General features: G+C 64.6%; 14 protein-coding genes. 7 read left to right on the forward strand and 7 right to left on the reverse strand.

Translation table 11 applies throughout. The features are described 5' to 3' along the window. Nucleotides 1-330: 330 nt before the first annotated feature. On the forward strand, nucleotides 331-1,197 hold the full coding sequence (locus D7223_RS18775; protein ID WP_120729720.1) for a GntR family transcriptional regulator: 867 nt from the start codon (nucleotides 331-333) through the stop codon (nucleotides 1,195-1,197). Continuing rightward, nucleotides 1,194-1,880 (forward strand): HAD family hydrolase, encoded by a 687-nt coding sequence (locus D7223_RS18780; RefSeq protein ID WP_120729721.1) that lies wholly within the window; start codon nucleotides 1,194-1,196, stop codon nucleotides 1,878-1,880. Before D7223_RS18775 ends, D7223_RS18780 begins: the two co-directional genes overlap by 4 nt. 36 nt (nucleotides 1,881-1,916) lie before the next feature. On the opposite strand, the gene D7223_RS32545 is transcribed toward D7223_RS18780, so the two are convergent. Together D7223_RS32545 and D7223_RS18785 are read right to left on the reverse strand one after the other, a co-directional pair. Further along, nucleotides 1,917-3,182, reverse strand: coding sequence for a hypothetical protein (locus D7223_RS32545; RefSeq protein WP_147252675.1), 1,266 nt, complete (start codon nucleotides 3,180-3,182; stop codon nucleotides 1,917-1,919). 61 nt (nucleotides 3,183-3,243) lie between these two features. Further along, nucleotides 3,244-4,365: an MrcB family domain-containing protein gene (locus D7223_RS18785; protein ID WP_158610912.1), complete on the reverse strand. Its 1,122-nt coding sequence runs from the start codon at nucleotides 4,363-4,365 to the stop codon at nucleotides 3,244-3,246. Nucleotides 4,366-5,225: 860 nt separating this feature from the next. On the opposite strand from D7223_RS18785, the gene D7223_RS18790 reads away from it, so the two are divergent. Next, nucleotides 5,226-5,609, forward strand: coding sequence for a hypothetical protein (locus tag D7223_RS18790; RefSeq protein ID WP_147252676.1), 384 nt, complete (start codon nucleotides 5,226-5,228; stop codon nucleotides 5,607-5,609). A 205-nt stretch (nucleotides 5,610-5,814) separates the two neighbouring features. Next, entirely contained in the window at nucleotides 5,815-6,120 is a 306-nt protein-coding gene (locus tag D7223_RS33645) for a hypothetical protein (RefSeq protein ID WP_238162129.1), read from the forward strand. Between the two features lie 576 nt (nucleotides 6,121-6,696). On the opposite strand, the gene D7223_RS18800 is transcribed toward D7223_RS33645, so the two are convergent. From D7223_RS18800 to D7223_RS32550, 5 genes are all read right to left on the reverse strand, one after another. After that, nucleotides 6,697-7,179 (reverse strand): hypothetical protein, encoded by a 483-nt coding sequence (locus tag D7223_RS18800; protein ID WP_120729724.1) that lies wholly within the window; start codon nucleotides 7,177-7,179, stop codon nucleotides 6,697-6,699. Continuing rightward, complete coding sequence (locus D7223_RS18805) at nucleotides 7,179-7,976, reverse strand: hypothetical protein (RefSeq protein ID WP_120729725.1); 798 nt, start codon at nucleotides 7,974-7,976, stop codon at nucleotides 7,179-7,181. The genes D7223_RS18800 and D7223_RS18805 overlap by 1 nt, the downstream gene beginning before the upstream one ends. Before the next feature lie 11 nt (nucleotides 7,977-7,987). Next, a complete protein-coding gene (locus tag D7223_RS18810) occupies nucleotides 7,988-8,311 on the reverse strand; it encodes a hypothetical protein (RefSeq protein WP_120729726.1) in 324 nt (107 codons plus the stop codon). Further along, nucleotides 8,311-9,054 carry a hypothetical protein gene (locus D7223_RS18815; protein ID WP_120729727.1) on the reverse strand — a complete coding sequence of 248 codons (744 nt, stop codon included), beginning with the start codon at nucleotides 9,052-9,054 and terminating at the stop codon, nucleotides 8,311-8,313. The genes D7223_RS18810 and D7223_RS18815 overlap by 1 nt, the downstream gene beginning before the upstream one ends. Before the next feature lie 258 nt (nucleotides 9,055-9,312). Next, entirely contained in the window at nucleotides 9,313-9,708 is a 396-nt protein-coding gene (locus D7223_RS32550) for a hypothetical protein (RefSeq protein ID WP_147252677.1), read from the reverse strand. Between the two features lie 808 nt (nucleotides 9,709-10,516). On the opposite strand from D7223_RS32550, the gene D7223_RS32555 reads away from it, so the two are divergent. From D7223_RS32555 to D7223_RS18825, 3 genes are all read left to right on the forward strand, one after another. Beyond that, nucleotides 10,517-10,729: a hypothetical protein gene (locus D7223_RS32555; protein ID WP_147252678.1), complete on the forward strand. Its 213-nt coding sequence runs from the start codon at nucleotides 10,517-10,519 to the stop codon at nucleotides 10,727-10,729. A gap of 355 nt (nucleotides 10,730-11,084) precedes the next feature. Continuing rightward, complete coding sequence (locus tag D7223_RS32845) at nucleotides 11,085-11,231, forward strand: hypothetical protein (RefSeq protein ID WP_158610913.1); 147 nt, start codon at nucleotides 11,085-11,087, stop codon at nucleotides 11,229-11,231. Nucleotides 11,232-11,661: 430 nt separating this feature from the next. Beyond that, nucleotides 11,662-14,193 carry a putative bifunctional diguanylate cyclase/phosphodiesterase gene (locus tag D7223_RS18825; RefSeq protein ID WP_120729728.1) on the forward strand — a complete coding sequence of 844 codons (2,532 nt, stop codon included), beginning with the start codon at nucleotides 11,662-11,664 and terminating at the stop codon, nucleotides 14,191-14,193. Nucleotides 14,194-14,281 lie beyond the last annotated feature (88 nt).

Genomic DNA, 14,281 nt, shown 5'->3' on the forward strand with positions numbered 1-14,281 from the left:
GAGATCGAAAGGCAGAAGTCCATGCCGCGTGCCGGATCCGGCCCGCTCGCCCCGCTCGCTCGGGATCTACCGAGGTCGGCCACCATGTGGCTCTAGGCGGGGATGCCGCAGACGGATCTACGCGGCGCTTCTGCTGTGTAGTTCTGAATGAACGACCACACGATCGGCCCGTGGGCGCGCAGCGCAGGCGCTACCTTCCCCGGCTTCCGCTCGGCTTGTCGTACCTGGCTAGCCAGGTCCAACGAGATGAACTTAGGCCGGCTTGGCTAGTCAGGTCAAGAGGGCGCGGCGAACTTTCCCAACTTGGCTAGTCAGCGCTACCGTGTGCGGGTGAGCGAGAACCTTGACTTCCTCGGCGAGCTGGATCCCGACGACCCCAAACAGGCTTCGCAGCAGATCGCAAACAAGCTGCGGGCGGCCATCCTCACGCGCCGGCTCGCGCCCGGTGACAAGCTGCCGTCGCAGCCCGATCTAGCCGCCCGCTATGGCGTAGCGCGGGAGACGGTCAAGCGAGCCTTGGACCTTCTCCGGGCAGAGCGGCTGATCGTGTCCCGGCAGGGCAGCGGCGCGTTCGTCCGCGCGCAGACGCAGCGTGCCGTGGAACTGCGTCCACACATCGAAGCCTCATTCGAGAGGCCGCACGTCACCATCGACTTCGCGGGATTCTCCGGCGAGACGCTGCGAGATGCGCTCGCTGAGGCACTCGACAAGGTGCGGGTTGGCAGGCTCGCGCCGGAAACGATCGCGGTGCGGGTCCTGATCTCCGACATGACGGTGCCCATGGCGCTGCCGGCTCGGGCCGAGACTCAAGCGGATGATCCGGCGGTGCGAGAGCGGGCCGAGCGCATCACGCGCCGGGCGGCCGACGGGATCATCGACCAGGTGGCCGAGCTGGGCGACCTTGGCCTGATCCGCTCAACCACGGTAGAGGTGCGGATGCACCGAGCATCGCCTCTCTTCAAGCTCTACATTCTGAACGGAGAAGAGGTCTTCTACGGCTTTTACCCGGTCGTTGAGCGCACTGTCTCTATCAAGGGTGAGCCTATGGCGATCTACGACTTAATGGGCAAAGACGTACCGCTGTTCCACTACGCGGTAACCGACGACGACGCCTCTCACGGCACACAGTTCGTGGAGGCATCCCGCCAGTGGTTCGACTCGGTGTGGTCGACCATCGCCTACCGGTACGACGGATGAACGCCGACCTCGGCCGGCTACTCGGCGAGGTCGACGCGGTGCTGCTCGACTTCGACGGCCCGGTGTGCAGCATCTTTGCCGGATACCCGGCGCCGCAGATTGCCGCCGAGCTGGTCGACGTGCTCCGGCGGCATGGCGTAGACGTACCGCCCGAGCTTGCCGCCGAGCCGGACCCGCTTGAAGTGCTTCGCCGCACCGGCGAGGCCGGTGACTACGGCCTCACGCGGGCAGTGGAGGACGCGCTCTGTGCGGCCGAGCGACAGGCCATCGAGACTGCTGAGCCTACGCCGTATGGCCGGGAGGTCATCGTGGCCGCCCGGCAGGCGGGGTTACCGCTTGCGGTGGTCAGCAATAACTCGGAAAGTGCCGTCAGCGCCTACCTGGCGGCGCATCGACTTGCCGGCTATGTGTCGCCGGTTGTCGGCCGGCCATACGCCGACCCGACCCGTATGAAACCCAATCCCGCGCCGATTCGGCAGGCCGTCAATGCTCTCGGCGAGTTGCCGATTAAGTGCGTCCTCGTCGGCGATTCGCTGTCGGACATTGAGGGAGCACGGGCTGCTGGGGTGAGAATAGTCGGCTACGCAAATAGCAGACCGAAGGTCGAAGCCTTCCGGCTCGCTGGAGCGGATGTAGTGATCGAAAGTATGTGTGAAATAGCTGCCGCCCTACTTGAGCCATGATAATAGGTCCTATGGTTAATCCGCCTGAATCCACTTCTAGGGCATGATCCTGGAGGTGGACAAGATGATCTGTTCGGCCACGAATCGCATGAGTGGAACCTCCGTAGAGAGTTCGGCATCATGCTGGAACGGGATGAATCTCCCCTTTGCTCCCTCTTTGCTGTGAACTAAGGAGTTTCTAGTCTTGTAAATGCGACGGCTCAATGCCGCTATCACTTCTGCTTGGCTTGGATGCCTTAAGTCCACCGCATCGCCACCTGAAAAGCCTACCGGGGATTGTTTGTAAGCATTCAGCAGCCCGGGATCAAATTGTTGCAGATCGTCGATAAGGCGCGGCAGGGAGACATAGCGTTCCAAGGTGAGTCGAAGTGCAATCTGCTCGTTGATGATTAGCTCTTCGTCGCGGACCTGTATTGCTTTGCTGACCTTCTTAATGAGTGCCTTGATGTCGGGCTTACGCCTGTACGAGAAGTCGGGTGACGTAATCATCCCCTTGACTTGCTCAACTAAGTCATCTTGAAAGATGTTCTCGAACCAATGCTCAGCTACATGATAATATGAAAGATATTTCAGCATGGCGCTGTCTGCTGCTACGCCAAGCTGATAATGATGCACAAGATCGTTGATATAGAAGCGTCTTGGTGGGTCGAGATCTGAGGTACCCGATCGCCTCATGTTGAGGATCTTCGAAGGTTCAACGACTCTTTCGATCCCTGACTGAGGCATGATGGCTAAGTCAAGGTTGAAGCCGAGGTGAAAGAAGAAAGAATCTGCGAGCGGCTTCCATGATGCCTCACTACGGGGTTTGGTGGAGGTAATGCGGAGACTCCAGCTTCGCAACGCGGTTCGAAAAGCTGCAAGTCCGTCGAGCTTTCCCCTCATCATACGGTCAAGAGCCATGGGGGAAATCTGGAAGCTCCGGTACCAACCATGAGCGCCAGTCGCTCTTGCCTCCATGATTAAGTAAAGGATAAAGGAAGGGCTTGCTCTGCCCAGTTCGTAGGTTAGGCCGTTCTGGTCGTCAACCAGTCGTACGTAAGAGCCGTCTGGCCTGGCGATTCGCATGAAGCGTTGCGAGTCTGACTGCACGAGTACCTCGTAGCTGCTGTCAGTCGTCACGCAGGTCGAGTCAATGCTCTTGTAATCGGCCGCCTTGCTTACTATCTCGTTGACTAGTTGACGCCCCAGTGACGAGATGGTTTTGCCTCTCTTTTCGAGCAGGTATGAGTCGCCGTCCAGGCGTACTTCGAACCTAAGGACGGAGCTGAGGATGTCGATAACATCATCGGAGGTGATTTCCACTGCGGTTGCCTTCGTCTCCTATGCCTATTCCTGCAGCCTCGGCCCACTGCCCTGCGAACTTTCAGGAGATCGCGAGGCCGGCTCCTTGCGCTAGCGGACAACCCTTCCACTTCCGACCCTCGTCCCAGACAACAGCAATGCCTTCGGCGTTGAGCCAAGCAACACGCCGGTCAGTGATCGGAGAGCTGAAGACTGCTAGTAATCCAGGTTTTTCCGAGCTGTCGTCATAAAGGAAGTAGGAATATTCCTTGAGCTGGCTATGAGCTTCCCTTGTGGCCCTGGCTACGTCAGAACCATATACGACCTTGTACTCGCCCAGCCAGCCCGGCGAGCCGGGGATGACAAAGTCGCGAGGATGGACGTTGGTGGCTGGCCGAAAACCCCGTTCCTGTAGCCATATTCCATACCTGCGAAGTCCCCCTTCGTGTCGTGGGGACCTTTTAATTGATTCCTTAGAGAAAACCGTAGTAGTGGCTTGATCTCGCCCCGGAGCGAACACCGGCTCCCGCTGTGCGTAATCGACGACGGTGGCGCTTGTGGTCGAGATTGATCCGGGTTTGGTAACGGCCAACTTGCGTTTCGCTTTCACCGCCTCTTGAAGTGCGAGGCACGCGCGATCCAAATCGGTCGTAAGGTTCGCATCGTCGGGAAATGCTTGCAGCGGATACGTCTTGCTAAGGATGCAGGCCGACTCGTAGCGAAGTTGACGGGTCCCATCGCTTTGCAGATCGATGGTTGCATCCCATCCGGCGGAGACGTCGCTCGGCAGTTCTCGCCTAATAGTGGTCGCTTCCGTTCGCAGCGAGTCTCGCACCATAGATTCGCGGGATGGCACTGAGCCCCTGCGAACGTTGGTAGCCTTCACCTCAAGGGCGCGCTTCTCGGTTCCCATATTGAGGCTTAGGGTCCAACCATTTCCGCTGCTCTGGAGAATCCACACCACATACAATCCACGCATGGGGGTAGTGGACTCATCAGGATCAAAAAAGCCGATCCACGGGGTTGGGGTTGTCCCGAGCGGCTTTTGCCCTCCGCTGCCCTTGACTATGAAGTCGGCCGGGCCATAAGCGGCAAGGTGCGTGGCAGCGTCGCGGAGTAGTCTCTGCTGCTTCGTGTCAAACCCAGCGTGGTAGTCGTAGCCGTTCGCCACCACGCGCAGGTACTCGTCCAGCCTCAATGTCACTAACACTCCCGCCGGGCGTAACCAGCGAGGCATCGATGCCTAGGGGTCAGACAACGCACCCTGCTGTCGTCCATGCTGGACAGAGCCCCAGCTTGGACGACACGGTATCAGCGCTCGATGTCGTGCCGCTTGTCCGCGACTGAGCTGCTCTCGCGTGGCCACTGGGCAGACGGCCCTGACGGCTAGTGGTGCTTACGCCGGAAGTGTCCCTCGGCGGGGTGGGGATCAGCGGTGGGAGGGCCTTCCTCGGCAGTTCGGCATTCGGTGGTGACGGCCCGTGGGGTGCCAGAGGGAGGGGGCTGCGCCAGCCTGCACGGAAGGCCGTGTCGCATGCGTGTCGCCAGTAGGGAGAGGTTACCTATCTGTGCAGGTCAGGGCTCTGAGCGTGGCGCTCTGTAAATCCGTCGCGAAAGCTACAGAGGTTCGAATCCTCTACCCGCCACCAGGAGCACCAACGGCCCCTGACCAGCAGGAATGCTGATCGGGGGCCGTTGTCGTCTGTCCGGCCTGGTCCGGCTGAGTCCAACCGTTGACGACTGGTTGTGGGCAGATGGTGGGCAGGTCGATCTTGCTCGCTGAGGGCTCTTCTACGGCTGCGGTCGCTGGCGTTGGTGGCCTGGGTCCGGCCTGGCGGGGTCCGTGCGTGTAGCGACCGGCTGAGGGGTCCGCGGTGAGGTGTCGCCAGCTGCGGGAGATAGATCGGGGGCAAGCCAGTCCCGGGTTTGGACTGGCGCGGCAGTCGGAAGCCTCGACCGTCGACGAGGCCGACCAAAGCGGCCGCAGAGCAGTATGAGGCTTCGGTTACGTCCGCCGCTCAGGTGGTCTTCGGACACGTTACGGTCCACCAGGGGCCGCCGCCCATGGAAGCCCGGGTCGGCCGGCTAGTCGCGTCGCTTCGTGAGTTCGATGAGGTCATCAAGGAGCTGCAGACTGAGTTGCAGACCAGGCAGGCGGCCGTTGATCGGCTTCGTGCCGAGGAGGAGCAGAGTCGCCAGCTTGCCGCCGTCAAAGCTGAGGAGGCGGCTGCCGTGCGATCCCTCATCGATGGCGCGATCGGTCGCGCCCACGCTGAGCTCCAGGTGCGACCGGCGGACGAGCAGGCGGTTCTGAAGGGCAGGCTCAGCGTGCTGCAGGAAGAGCTGGAGACCGCCCGTAGCAAGGGGCGACGCGAGCAGGCGCTGTTCTTTCTTTCTGGGGCCCTTGTCTCGATTCCTATCGGTTTCATGGTCAACTACTTCTCCTAACGACAGTCGCGGCGCGGGTCAGGATCTCCTCGTCGGGCAGTTGTAGACCTTCCGGGGAACCCTGGTAGCCCCGAGGTCTTCAAGGCCTTGTCATCCCAGAGCGTGGCCGGCCGGCCCGGCCGATGCCGGCCGGAGGTCGCCAGCAGGCCGGGGCACCGGCCGTCCCGGTGGGCTTGGTGTTGCGCGTACCCTCGCGCTGTCCCGGGTGTCCGGGGAACTCATCAAGGTCCTGGACGCTGGCGACCAGTTGACCCTGGGAGCGCTCGCCCAGGACATCGCCGCGTTCGACGCGCACCCGCACATCGGCGGGACCACCTCGCGGGTACTCGATCTGCTGCCTGATGGTTCGACCGCCGGTTGGGACAAGGAAGAGATTTTCCCGCACTCGGTGGATCGTCTCAACGGCCTTGCTCAACTCGCCGAGAGCTTCGACCGTGGTGTCACTACGCCGGCAGGGCGGGAACGTTCTTCATCTACAGAGCGGTTGGTGTCGTGCAACTACTTCACTTGACCGCCGTTGGCGCCCGCGCGTCTTGCCGTCAATCTCTGCACCGCGGTTAGCATCGCAATGACACTTCACCGATCGATGGTGGCGGGCGATCGTCTCCGTGCCCCTCAGGAGACGGAAAGGCTGTCTCCTCAACCCTGCAAGGGTAGGTGGAATGTCCAACAGAAGAAGCCATGGGCGCAGGAAGCGCGCTCCTGGCGGGCGGCAACGTTCTCGCTCCGCGGTCAGTATCTTGATCGAGCTGATAGCTCTGATCCTCAGGTTGCTGGCACTCGCAGCGGCCGGAGCCGCCTTCGGCGAGGAGGATGAACCCTCCAACTAGGAGGGCCATCCCCATCCGGTGGAAGGCTCCGCTTCTTGCTTTCGCGGGCTGGGAGCGGGGCTTCCTTCGTACTGTTGGCTACGGCACGGCGTTTCATGAAGCATTTCGCCGCGTGTTGCGTTGGACGTTCAACGCAATCAACCGTCCGAACCTTACCTTCGGTTCGTGTCTCAACTTACACAGTCGCCGGCCTGACGGTTGCATAACACGCGGTTATGCAAGTCGTTAATCGGAGACGCGATGAGCTTCGGTATTCGTCACACCGAGCTTGTCCAGTCTCGGCGGATCCGCCCCGCGCCGCGATACAGCAGCCACAGGAACAGGCTGATGAACGCTGCCGTCAACAGCGTCCACGGGTCGCCCAGCACGAGCCGAACGAGCGCGTAGACCGCGAGGGCCACCAGCGCGACGAGCAGTAGCCGACGGAGCCCCCCGAGGATCCGAAGGCTGGCAGCCGCACCCGACCGGGAGAGGCTGCGCCCGCCGTCTCCCGTCCGCGCTCGCAGCACGGCGGCCACGATGGCGATGACGGCGGCCTGGGCGAGCGCACCGCCGACAGCGAACGGCAGCCCGGGGATCTCACCGGCGGCCAGCATCGCCGTGCCACCGGCAGTGAAGCCGGTGAGCAGGACGACCAGGACGATGCCGGCGAAGACGGTTCTCCGGGCGCCTCGTCGCGCCTTTGCGGGATCGGCCAGCGGGATGCGGTCGTCGCGTGCGTCCACGGGCGAGGTCTCCATCAGGGCTTGATGTTCCAATCGAGGGTCTTGCCGCCGTCCCGGACCCGGCCGTTGGAGATGTCGGACACGAGCGCCGGCCAGTTGCCGCCCGGTAGGCCGTCGCTGTTGTGCAACCGCTGGTCGAGGTCACGCATCTGCGTCCACAGTACGGTCAGGTAGGTGATGGCGGCTGTGACCACGGCCGTGGTCAGTGCGATCGCCTTGGCTGTCGATGCACCTGCTCCGGCCGCCGCGGCGGGGGCCGTGATGATGCCGAGCGCCGCCGCGGCGGCCGCGATCAGCTCGACGATGTAGGGAACGATCACTGCGGCGATGCCCAGCCAGAAGGCGATGATGCCGCCGGCTACCTTCCACAGCGCGTCGTCCAGTTCGTCGGTGGCGGCCTTGATGGCGGCGAGTGCCTTTCCCTGGAGGGGGAGGATGCCGGTGTAGGCGGTGGCGGCAGTGCCGGTCCAGTAGTCGTCGACGAGCAGTTGCCCGGCGTCGACCCTGGCAGCCAGCTCGTGCACGGGCCCGCCGACCTGTTGGGTCCAGGTCTCGCCGTGCGAGTAGAGCGTCCAGGGCACTCCCCACCGGGTGAAGAACTTGCCCACCTCGGAGAAGAACTTGGCGACGAGTTCGCCGAACCTGCGGAGCAGGTTGAGTGCGTCCTGGGCGAGAGGTCCGAGCCAGTCGAGCCTGTCGTTGACGCGGTTGATGATCTCGTTCGCCAGCCGCTCGACGCGCTGGATCCCGTCGTTGATCGACTCGATCAACTCGCCGAACTCGCTCTCGGAGAGCGGGAGAGGGCGTGTCACCTGGCTGCTCCTCAGTAGATGTTGTTCAGCCGGTGGACGGCGTCGGCCTCGTCGCGCTCGTAGCCGTCCGCGGCGTTCCGCAGCGACGTGGCGACCGTTTCGCAGGTCTCACTGCCTTGGCTGAGGAGGCGAATCAAGCGGTCCTGGAGCTGTTGGTACAGCTCGACGAGGCCGACCTTGTCGCCGACGTAGGAGAAGTGCAGCGCTGCGAGATCGAGGCGGGCGGCGACCTGGGCGGCACTCCTCATGATGTCCCCTGAGTCGTCCCAAACCGCCGCGTCCTTACGGAGCGCTTCGATGGAGACCCTCAGCTTGCCCTCGCCCGGTGGTGGCATCAGTTGCTCCTGGGTGACTGTCGTGGGGCCAGACCGAGGTTGGCGAGAAGCTGTGCCGGATCGCCGGTCATCCGGTCCAGTTCGTTGTACGGCCAGGAGTTCCGTAGCGGCGCGGCCTTCACCCGATCGGCGTACCCCTGTTGGACTGCTTGGGTGACGGCGGCACCCAACTGCCCGGCGTGAGCCGACCGGAACCACGACTCGTCGAAGCTGACCGCTGCCAGGCGCTCGCCGGTGAGCGTCACCCTTACACGGTCGTCAGCGTCGGCAGCGGTCGAGCTGGACAGCGCGGCCCGCTCCGCCTCGCCCTCAAGCTCGTCAAGCCGCGCGAACGAATCCTTGAGCACGTAGAGAAGGCTGCGGGCGTAGTTGACCGACGAATCGCCGACGGGGTCGGCGGCAGAGGGGAGCGGGGCTGGCGGCTCGGGCAACTCAGAGTCAATGCTGGCTGCCTGGCTCACCCCGTAGACCCACGCCTCTGACCGGCGTCGAGCTGCTTCGTCGGCGGCTTCCACGATCGCCGCGCCCAGCTGGTCGGCAGGTGTTTGCCTCCGCCAGTGCGGAAGGATTTCGACCGAGTCGATCCGCCCGTCGGCGCCCAGGGCGACACGCACGACTTCGGCTGAATCCCGCGCGGACGCCCGGGCTGCCATGCGATCGCCTGCCGCGAGTCGCCGGGACAAGTTCTCCGCTTGCCGGCGTAGCTCCTCCAGCTCGGCGATCTCATCGAGCGGGTTGCCCATCCATCGCTCCCGATCGATTAGGTTGTCACTGGTCTTCACAATTTAACGTGCTCGGGGGCGTCACCGCTGCCCCCGTTGCGGTGTCGCGCTGGTCGGGGTCAGGCAGGACGGCATGTCGCCTGACCTGTCAAGCAGCCCCTGCGACGGATTTCGAGTGCTGAACCGGGATGTGCAGACTCATGAGAAATATCGAGTTCAGTGCGAGTGCCTTGGCATTTCAGGAACACCGGATCAGGTATCGACGCCGACTGTCGGTCTTCACTTCCAAACTACGAAGCTGACCTCCAGTACACATATATCTCCCGTGAAGCGTTCGCGATCGTCCTCGTCCTCTAGGTACTGCTCACACATGCTCAACTTCGACACCGTTAGCTTGCCGTGCCGGCCCTCACTGGTGCGGACGCAGTACGACGTCCCTGCCTTCAGTTGCGGTGCTACAACGAGCGACGACCATGCACCGCCACTGATCGTCGAACATTCCTGAAGGGTTGGTTTACCGATTGCCGATGGGGCGAAGACTGTGCCATTTGCTCCGCCGAGGGAGCTGCTGTTGAGGACGAGGTCCGAGCCGTCGTACGTGCCGTAACGTTTGCGGTTCTCATCCATCTCCCAGAAATTCACAACCTCCCCGTCGTATGTGCCGTGCTCGCTCATACTGCGTAAGCGGGGGCTGCCGCTGCTGTGCACTACTTCTTGCCGGGGCGCCGCTGTGGAGGTGGGCAATGGGGTATCGCCGCTGGGTGTGGCAGAAGGCGTTGACGGACTCGCATCCGCGCTCTGCGTGAAGGAGGGACCGGGGCTGCTCCCGGCCGGCATGGTGGCTGATTGAGGCGGCGGTGAGACTGCAGGTTCGTCCTTGACGGGGAAGAGCCAGGCAAGTAGAGCGACGACAGTGCTAAGGAGCCCCACCACGGCTCCGATGCCCGCCCATTCCCCTCTGCCGAGGTGCTGATTGAAGCGGCCCCGGGATGGCTTCTCACGATCGCTCACGTTCGACCCCGCTCCACATGCGACGGACCACCAACTTAGCGGGGTGCAGCACTCACCGGTGCCCCTCGCTGGGTGGGCGTCGAAGCAAGATGGGCTTGTTGACTTGACTGCCAAGTGTTGTCTGCCTCGGAGCCCAACCTGGCAGATATGTCAACAGGCCGGAGGTTGAGCGATGGCTCTTCAAGCCCTCGGCGTCCTGCGACCACGAGAAGATCGAACATCGCTGGGGCCGCCTGGTGCTCGCCGGCCCCTCGCCGCGAGCCGGGTCGCACTGAACCGATGACGGCGGCTCTCACGAGCGGGGCGGGCTCAAGCACCGGGGAAGGGCTGAGAATCGTACGGTCCGATCCCGCCCGGCTCGTCGAGCTGCCGTGCGCGCACGTCGGGAATCACGGCGTTGGCCCGGACGGTCGCTTCTTCCGTGGCCTTCACGGACGTTGGCTGGCCCTGAGGCGCGGGCGAGAATGGCTCCATGTTCCACGTGATGTTCTACTCGGCGGTGTTGCTGGCGCTGTGCCTGGCAGCCCTGTTCGTAGTGGTGCGCCTGGCGGTGTGGTTCATCGGTGTGATGGCGCGGGGTGCGGCCTCGCTGCCGGCGGCGTTGAAGTCACTGATGGTCGAGCCACCGCGGGGAGAGGCCTTCAACGACTCCCGCGACGTGTGGCCGATGCCAACGGACGACTGAGGCGCAGCTCAGAACACTTGTCCACGGCAAGATCGCGAGGGCCCTGTGAATCCGTCGCGAAGGCTACAGAGGTTCGAATCCTCTACCCGCCACCAGGTGCAGAAGCGGCCCCTGACCAGCAGAGATGCTGATCGGCGCATACGTCGAGCGCGATGGCTCCGACCCGTCCGACGGAGCGGGGCGACCGGATGGAACCCTGCGGCGACGACAGTTCCATCCGGGTTGTCGAGCCCGGATGGTCATCGGCGCGATGTCCAGGTAGGCCGACGCGGTGACCAGAACTTCGATGTCCGACGCTTCCTGTACGAGCTGTGCAGCTCAGGGCAGCGGGCGGACGATGTCTAGATTGCAAGCCATGACGCTCGATATCCCGCCCGGCCAACTGGTGGCAGCCCTCGTCAGTTGGGCGATCGGACTCGCGGTCCTCTATCTGGTGATTCGGTTGGCCGTGCGGCACGCCATCGAGGATGCGGACCGGCGTAGGGGCAAGACTCGTCGTTGAGCGGACGGTGTCGGGTCGGCCGGCCAGGCGGGGGGCCGAGCGACTCCAGGCACCGGCAGCCGTCGAAGCGACGGTTGTCTGACAACTGGTCGACAGGGCCGGAATCGTCCGATACTGTCCGGCAGTGCCCCCTGGGCCCGGCCTCGCGGCTGACCTTGTCGTCCATCCGTCGGCTTTGCGGTGCGATTCACGTGTGGCACCATCGTGACACCGGCAACTTTCTCGGACCCCCGACAGGAGTTCACCGATGTCTGGTTGGACGCGTTGGCGTGGCGCCGTCCTCGCGCTCGCGGTCGCCGCCGCGTTCGCAGGCGGTCTGTTGGCTTCGGACACCACGTACCATCTCTTCGATTTCACCTGGGGTGCGCCAGTCTTCGACCCGGGCACTGCGGCAGTTCAGTAGCTTCCGCACCACCGGGCAGGGGGCGGAATGCCAGGCGGTCCACCTTCGGCACGCAGGTCCACCGAGCAGGTGTGGCTGATGACCGCGCCGTTGGCCCTGATCGCTGTCACCTGCAGCGTCTTCCTCGCGCTGGCTTCTGGACAGCGGCCGGTCAACCTTGCCGTCGCCGCCGCTCTCTTCGTCGCAATGGTCGCGGCCAGCACCCAGGTGCTGCAGGTGGTGGTCCGCCGGCAGGCCCTTGAGGTGATCGCGACCGAGATCCCGCTCGTCCTGGCCTTCTTCTATCTGCCGCCGTTGACGGTCGTTGCCCTCTTCGTGCTCGCTGCCCTGGTCGGGCAGCTTCGACGTCGGCTCAGTGCCGTGAAGGTCTGGTTCAACGTGGCCCGTACCGGCGCGGCGGCCTCGCTCGGTGGCGTCGTGCTGATTGGGCTCGGCGGGGTCGATGAGGCCGATCCATGGACCTGGGTGGTCCTGTTCGCCGTTGTCACGGTGAACTCCCTGGTGTCACTGATGGCGATCAGCGGGGTCGTCAGCCTGTTGCACGGCTGGCAGGCCGGCTGGGAAATGATCCGCAAGTCTCCGGTTCCGCTGATGGTCAACTCGATCAACGTGGTCATCGGATTGATCCTGTTGCTGGCGCTGGAGTCGACCTGGTGGTCGTTGCTGCTGATCGCTGTGCTGGCCGTCGCCGTGGTGGTGGTCTACCGCTCGTACGCGCAGTTCCTCCGGCAGCACCGGACGTTGGGCAGCATGTACGAGCTGACCCGGGCCATGACCGAAGGTGGTCAGGAGGGCGTGGTGGCCGACGTGCTGCTCGGCCGGATCCGGGTACTCATGCAGGCCGAGTACGCGACCCTCTGGCTTCCCCCGCAGGGTCGCCATCCCGAGGTGCTGCTCAGCGCGCGGGTTGACCAGCGGGGCCTACTCGACGTCGCGCCCACGTCCGTCGAGTTTCGTGAGCGGGTCCGGGAGTCCGGCGAGACGCTCTCCGTCGGGCGGGCGTTCGCGGACGCCCCCGACGTTCGGCAGGGCCTGGCGAAGCACGGCGTGAAGGACGTGATCGCCGTTCCCTTGCGGTCGGGCCAAGCGGTGATCGGCACGCTGGAGGTGGTCAACCGGCTCAGCGACGTCGGCCACTTCACTCCGGGTGACGTTCCCGTTTTCGAGACGGTGGCCGCCCACGCGGCCGTCGCTCTGGAGAATTCACGGCTGGTCGACCGGCTGCGGCACGACGCCTACCACGACACCCTGACGAAGCTGCCCAACCGTCGGCGGATGACCGCGGCGCTGGAGGAGGCGGTCAAGATCAGGGCACCCGGCGAGGTGGTGGCGCTGCTGCTCTTCGACGTCGACCGGCTGCGCGAGGTCAACGAGTCGCTCGGTCACGCCGCCGGCGACAAGGTGTTGTTCGAGGTCGCCAACCGGCTGCGCTCGCGGGCCCCGTCGTCGGCCCTCGTCGGCCGGGTCGGCGGCGACGAGTTCCTGGTCACGCTGCGGCTGGAGAGCGCGCAGGCGGCCCTGGAGATGGCCGCGCGGATGCGCGAGCAGATTCGCGCCGAGATGGTCTTCGACGACGGGCTGACCGTGGACGTGGACACCGCGGTCGGCGTCGCCACCCATCCGGACCACGGCACCACCCCCGCCGCGCTGCTGCAGCGCGTCGACCTGGCCGCGACGGCGGCGAAGGCGATACCGGGCAGCGTCCAGCTGTTCAACGCGGCGCTGGAGTCCCGATCGTTGCGTCGCCTGGGTCTCGCCGGCGACCTGCGTCGCGCGCTGGACGACGGCGGCCTGGAGGTCTACTTCCAGCCCAAGGTCACCCTGCGGGACCGCCGTCTGGTCGGGGTGGAGTGCCTGGCCCGCTGGGAGGACCCGACGCACGGCACGGTCGCGCCGGAGGACTTCGTGGCGGTGGCCGAGCACACCGGCCAGTTGGGCCGGCTCACCGAGTTCGTGCTCCGGGAGGGGCTGCGGCGCAGCCGGGACTGGGCGCACGGGGGCCAGCCGCTCGCCGTCGCGGTCAACATCTCCGCCCGTACGCTGACCGACCAGCACTTCCCGGCCCAGGTCCGGCAACTGCTCGACGAGTACGACGTGCCGCCGCAGTGGCTGACCCTGGAGATCAAGGAGTCCGGGGTGCTGGACGGCACCGACCGGCCGATCTCGACCCTGCGACGTCTGCGGGACCTGGGGGTGCGGCTCTCGGTGGACGACTTCGGCACCGGCGACTCGTCCCTGGCGCACCTGCGCCGGCTGCCGGTGCACGAGGTGAAGGTCGACCGGTCCTTCGTCCAGGGCATGGCGACCGACCCGGGGGACCTGGCGATCGTGAACGCCGTGGTCACCCTGTCCCAGCAGTTCGGCCTGACGGTGGTGGCCGAGGGCGTGGAGAGCGAACTGACCCTGGAGCTGCTCCAGGACATCGGGTGTGAGATCGGCCAGGGATTCCTGTTCAGCCGCCCGCTGCCGTACGAGCGGCTGGAGGCGTGGTTCGGCGCCCAGGTGGACCCGGAGACGATCTCCGAGACCGAGCTGCCGCGCCTGCGCGCGGTGCCCTGATTCGGCCCCGTTCGGCCCCCGATCTGCCCGAACGCCACCGAGGGGGATCCGATTTCACCTCGGGCGGGAGGCCGTGTACTCTTACCTC

The organism is Micromonospora endolithica, from assembly GCF_003626595.1.
Classification (GTDB): Bacteria; Actinomycetota; Actinomycetes; order Mycobacteriales; family Micromonosporaceae; genus Micromonospora; species Micromonospora endolithica.

Coding starts and splice junctions, on each gene's coding strand:
- D7223_RS18780 (WP_120729721.1), top strand. CDS start 1,194: ATGAACGCCGACCTCGGCCGGCTACTCGGCGAGGTCGACGCGGTGCTG.
- D7223_RS18790 (WP_147252676.1), top strand. CDS start 5,226: ATGGAAGCCCGGGTCGGCCGGCTAGTCGCGTCGCTTCGTGAGTTCGAT.
- D7223_RS18800 (WP_120729724.1), bottom strand. CDS start 7,179: ATGGAGACCTCGCCCGTGGACGCACGCGACGACCGCATCCCGCTGGCC.
- D7223_RS18810 (WP_120729726.1), bottom strand. CDS start 8,311: ATGCCACCACCGGGCGAGGGCAAGCTGAGGGTCTCCATCGAAGCGCTC.
- D7223_RS18815 (WP_120729727.1), bottom strand. CDS start 9,054: ATGGGCAACCCGCTCGATGAGATCGCCGAGCTGGAGGAGCTACGCCGG.
- D7223_RS32550 (WP_147252677.1), bottom strand. CDS start 9,708: ATGAGCGAGCACGGCACATACGACGGGGAGGTTGTGAATTTCTGGGAG.
- D7223_RS32555 (WP_147252678.1), top strand. CDS start 10,517: ATGTTCCACGTGATGTTCTACTCGGCGGTGTTGCTGGCGCTGTGCCTG.
- D7223_RS32845 (WP_158610913.1), top strand. CDS start 11,085: ATGACGCTCGATATCCCGCCCGGCCAACTGGTGGCAGCCCTCGTCAGT.
- D7223_RS18825 (WP_120729728.1), top strand. CDS start 11,662: ATGCCAGGCGGTCCACCTTCGGCACGCAGGTCCACCGAGCAGGTGTGG.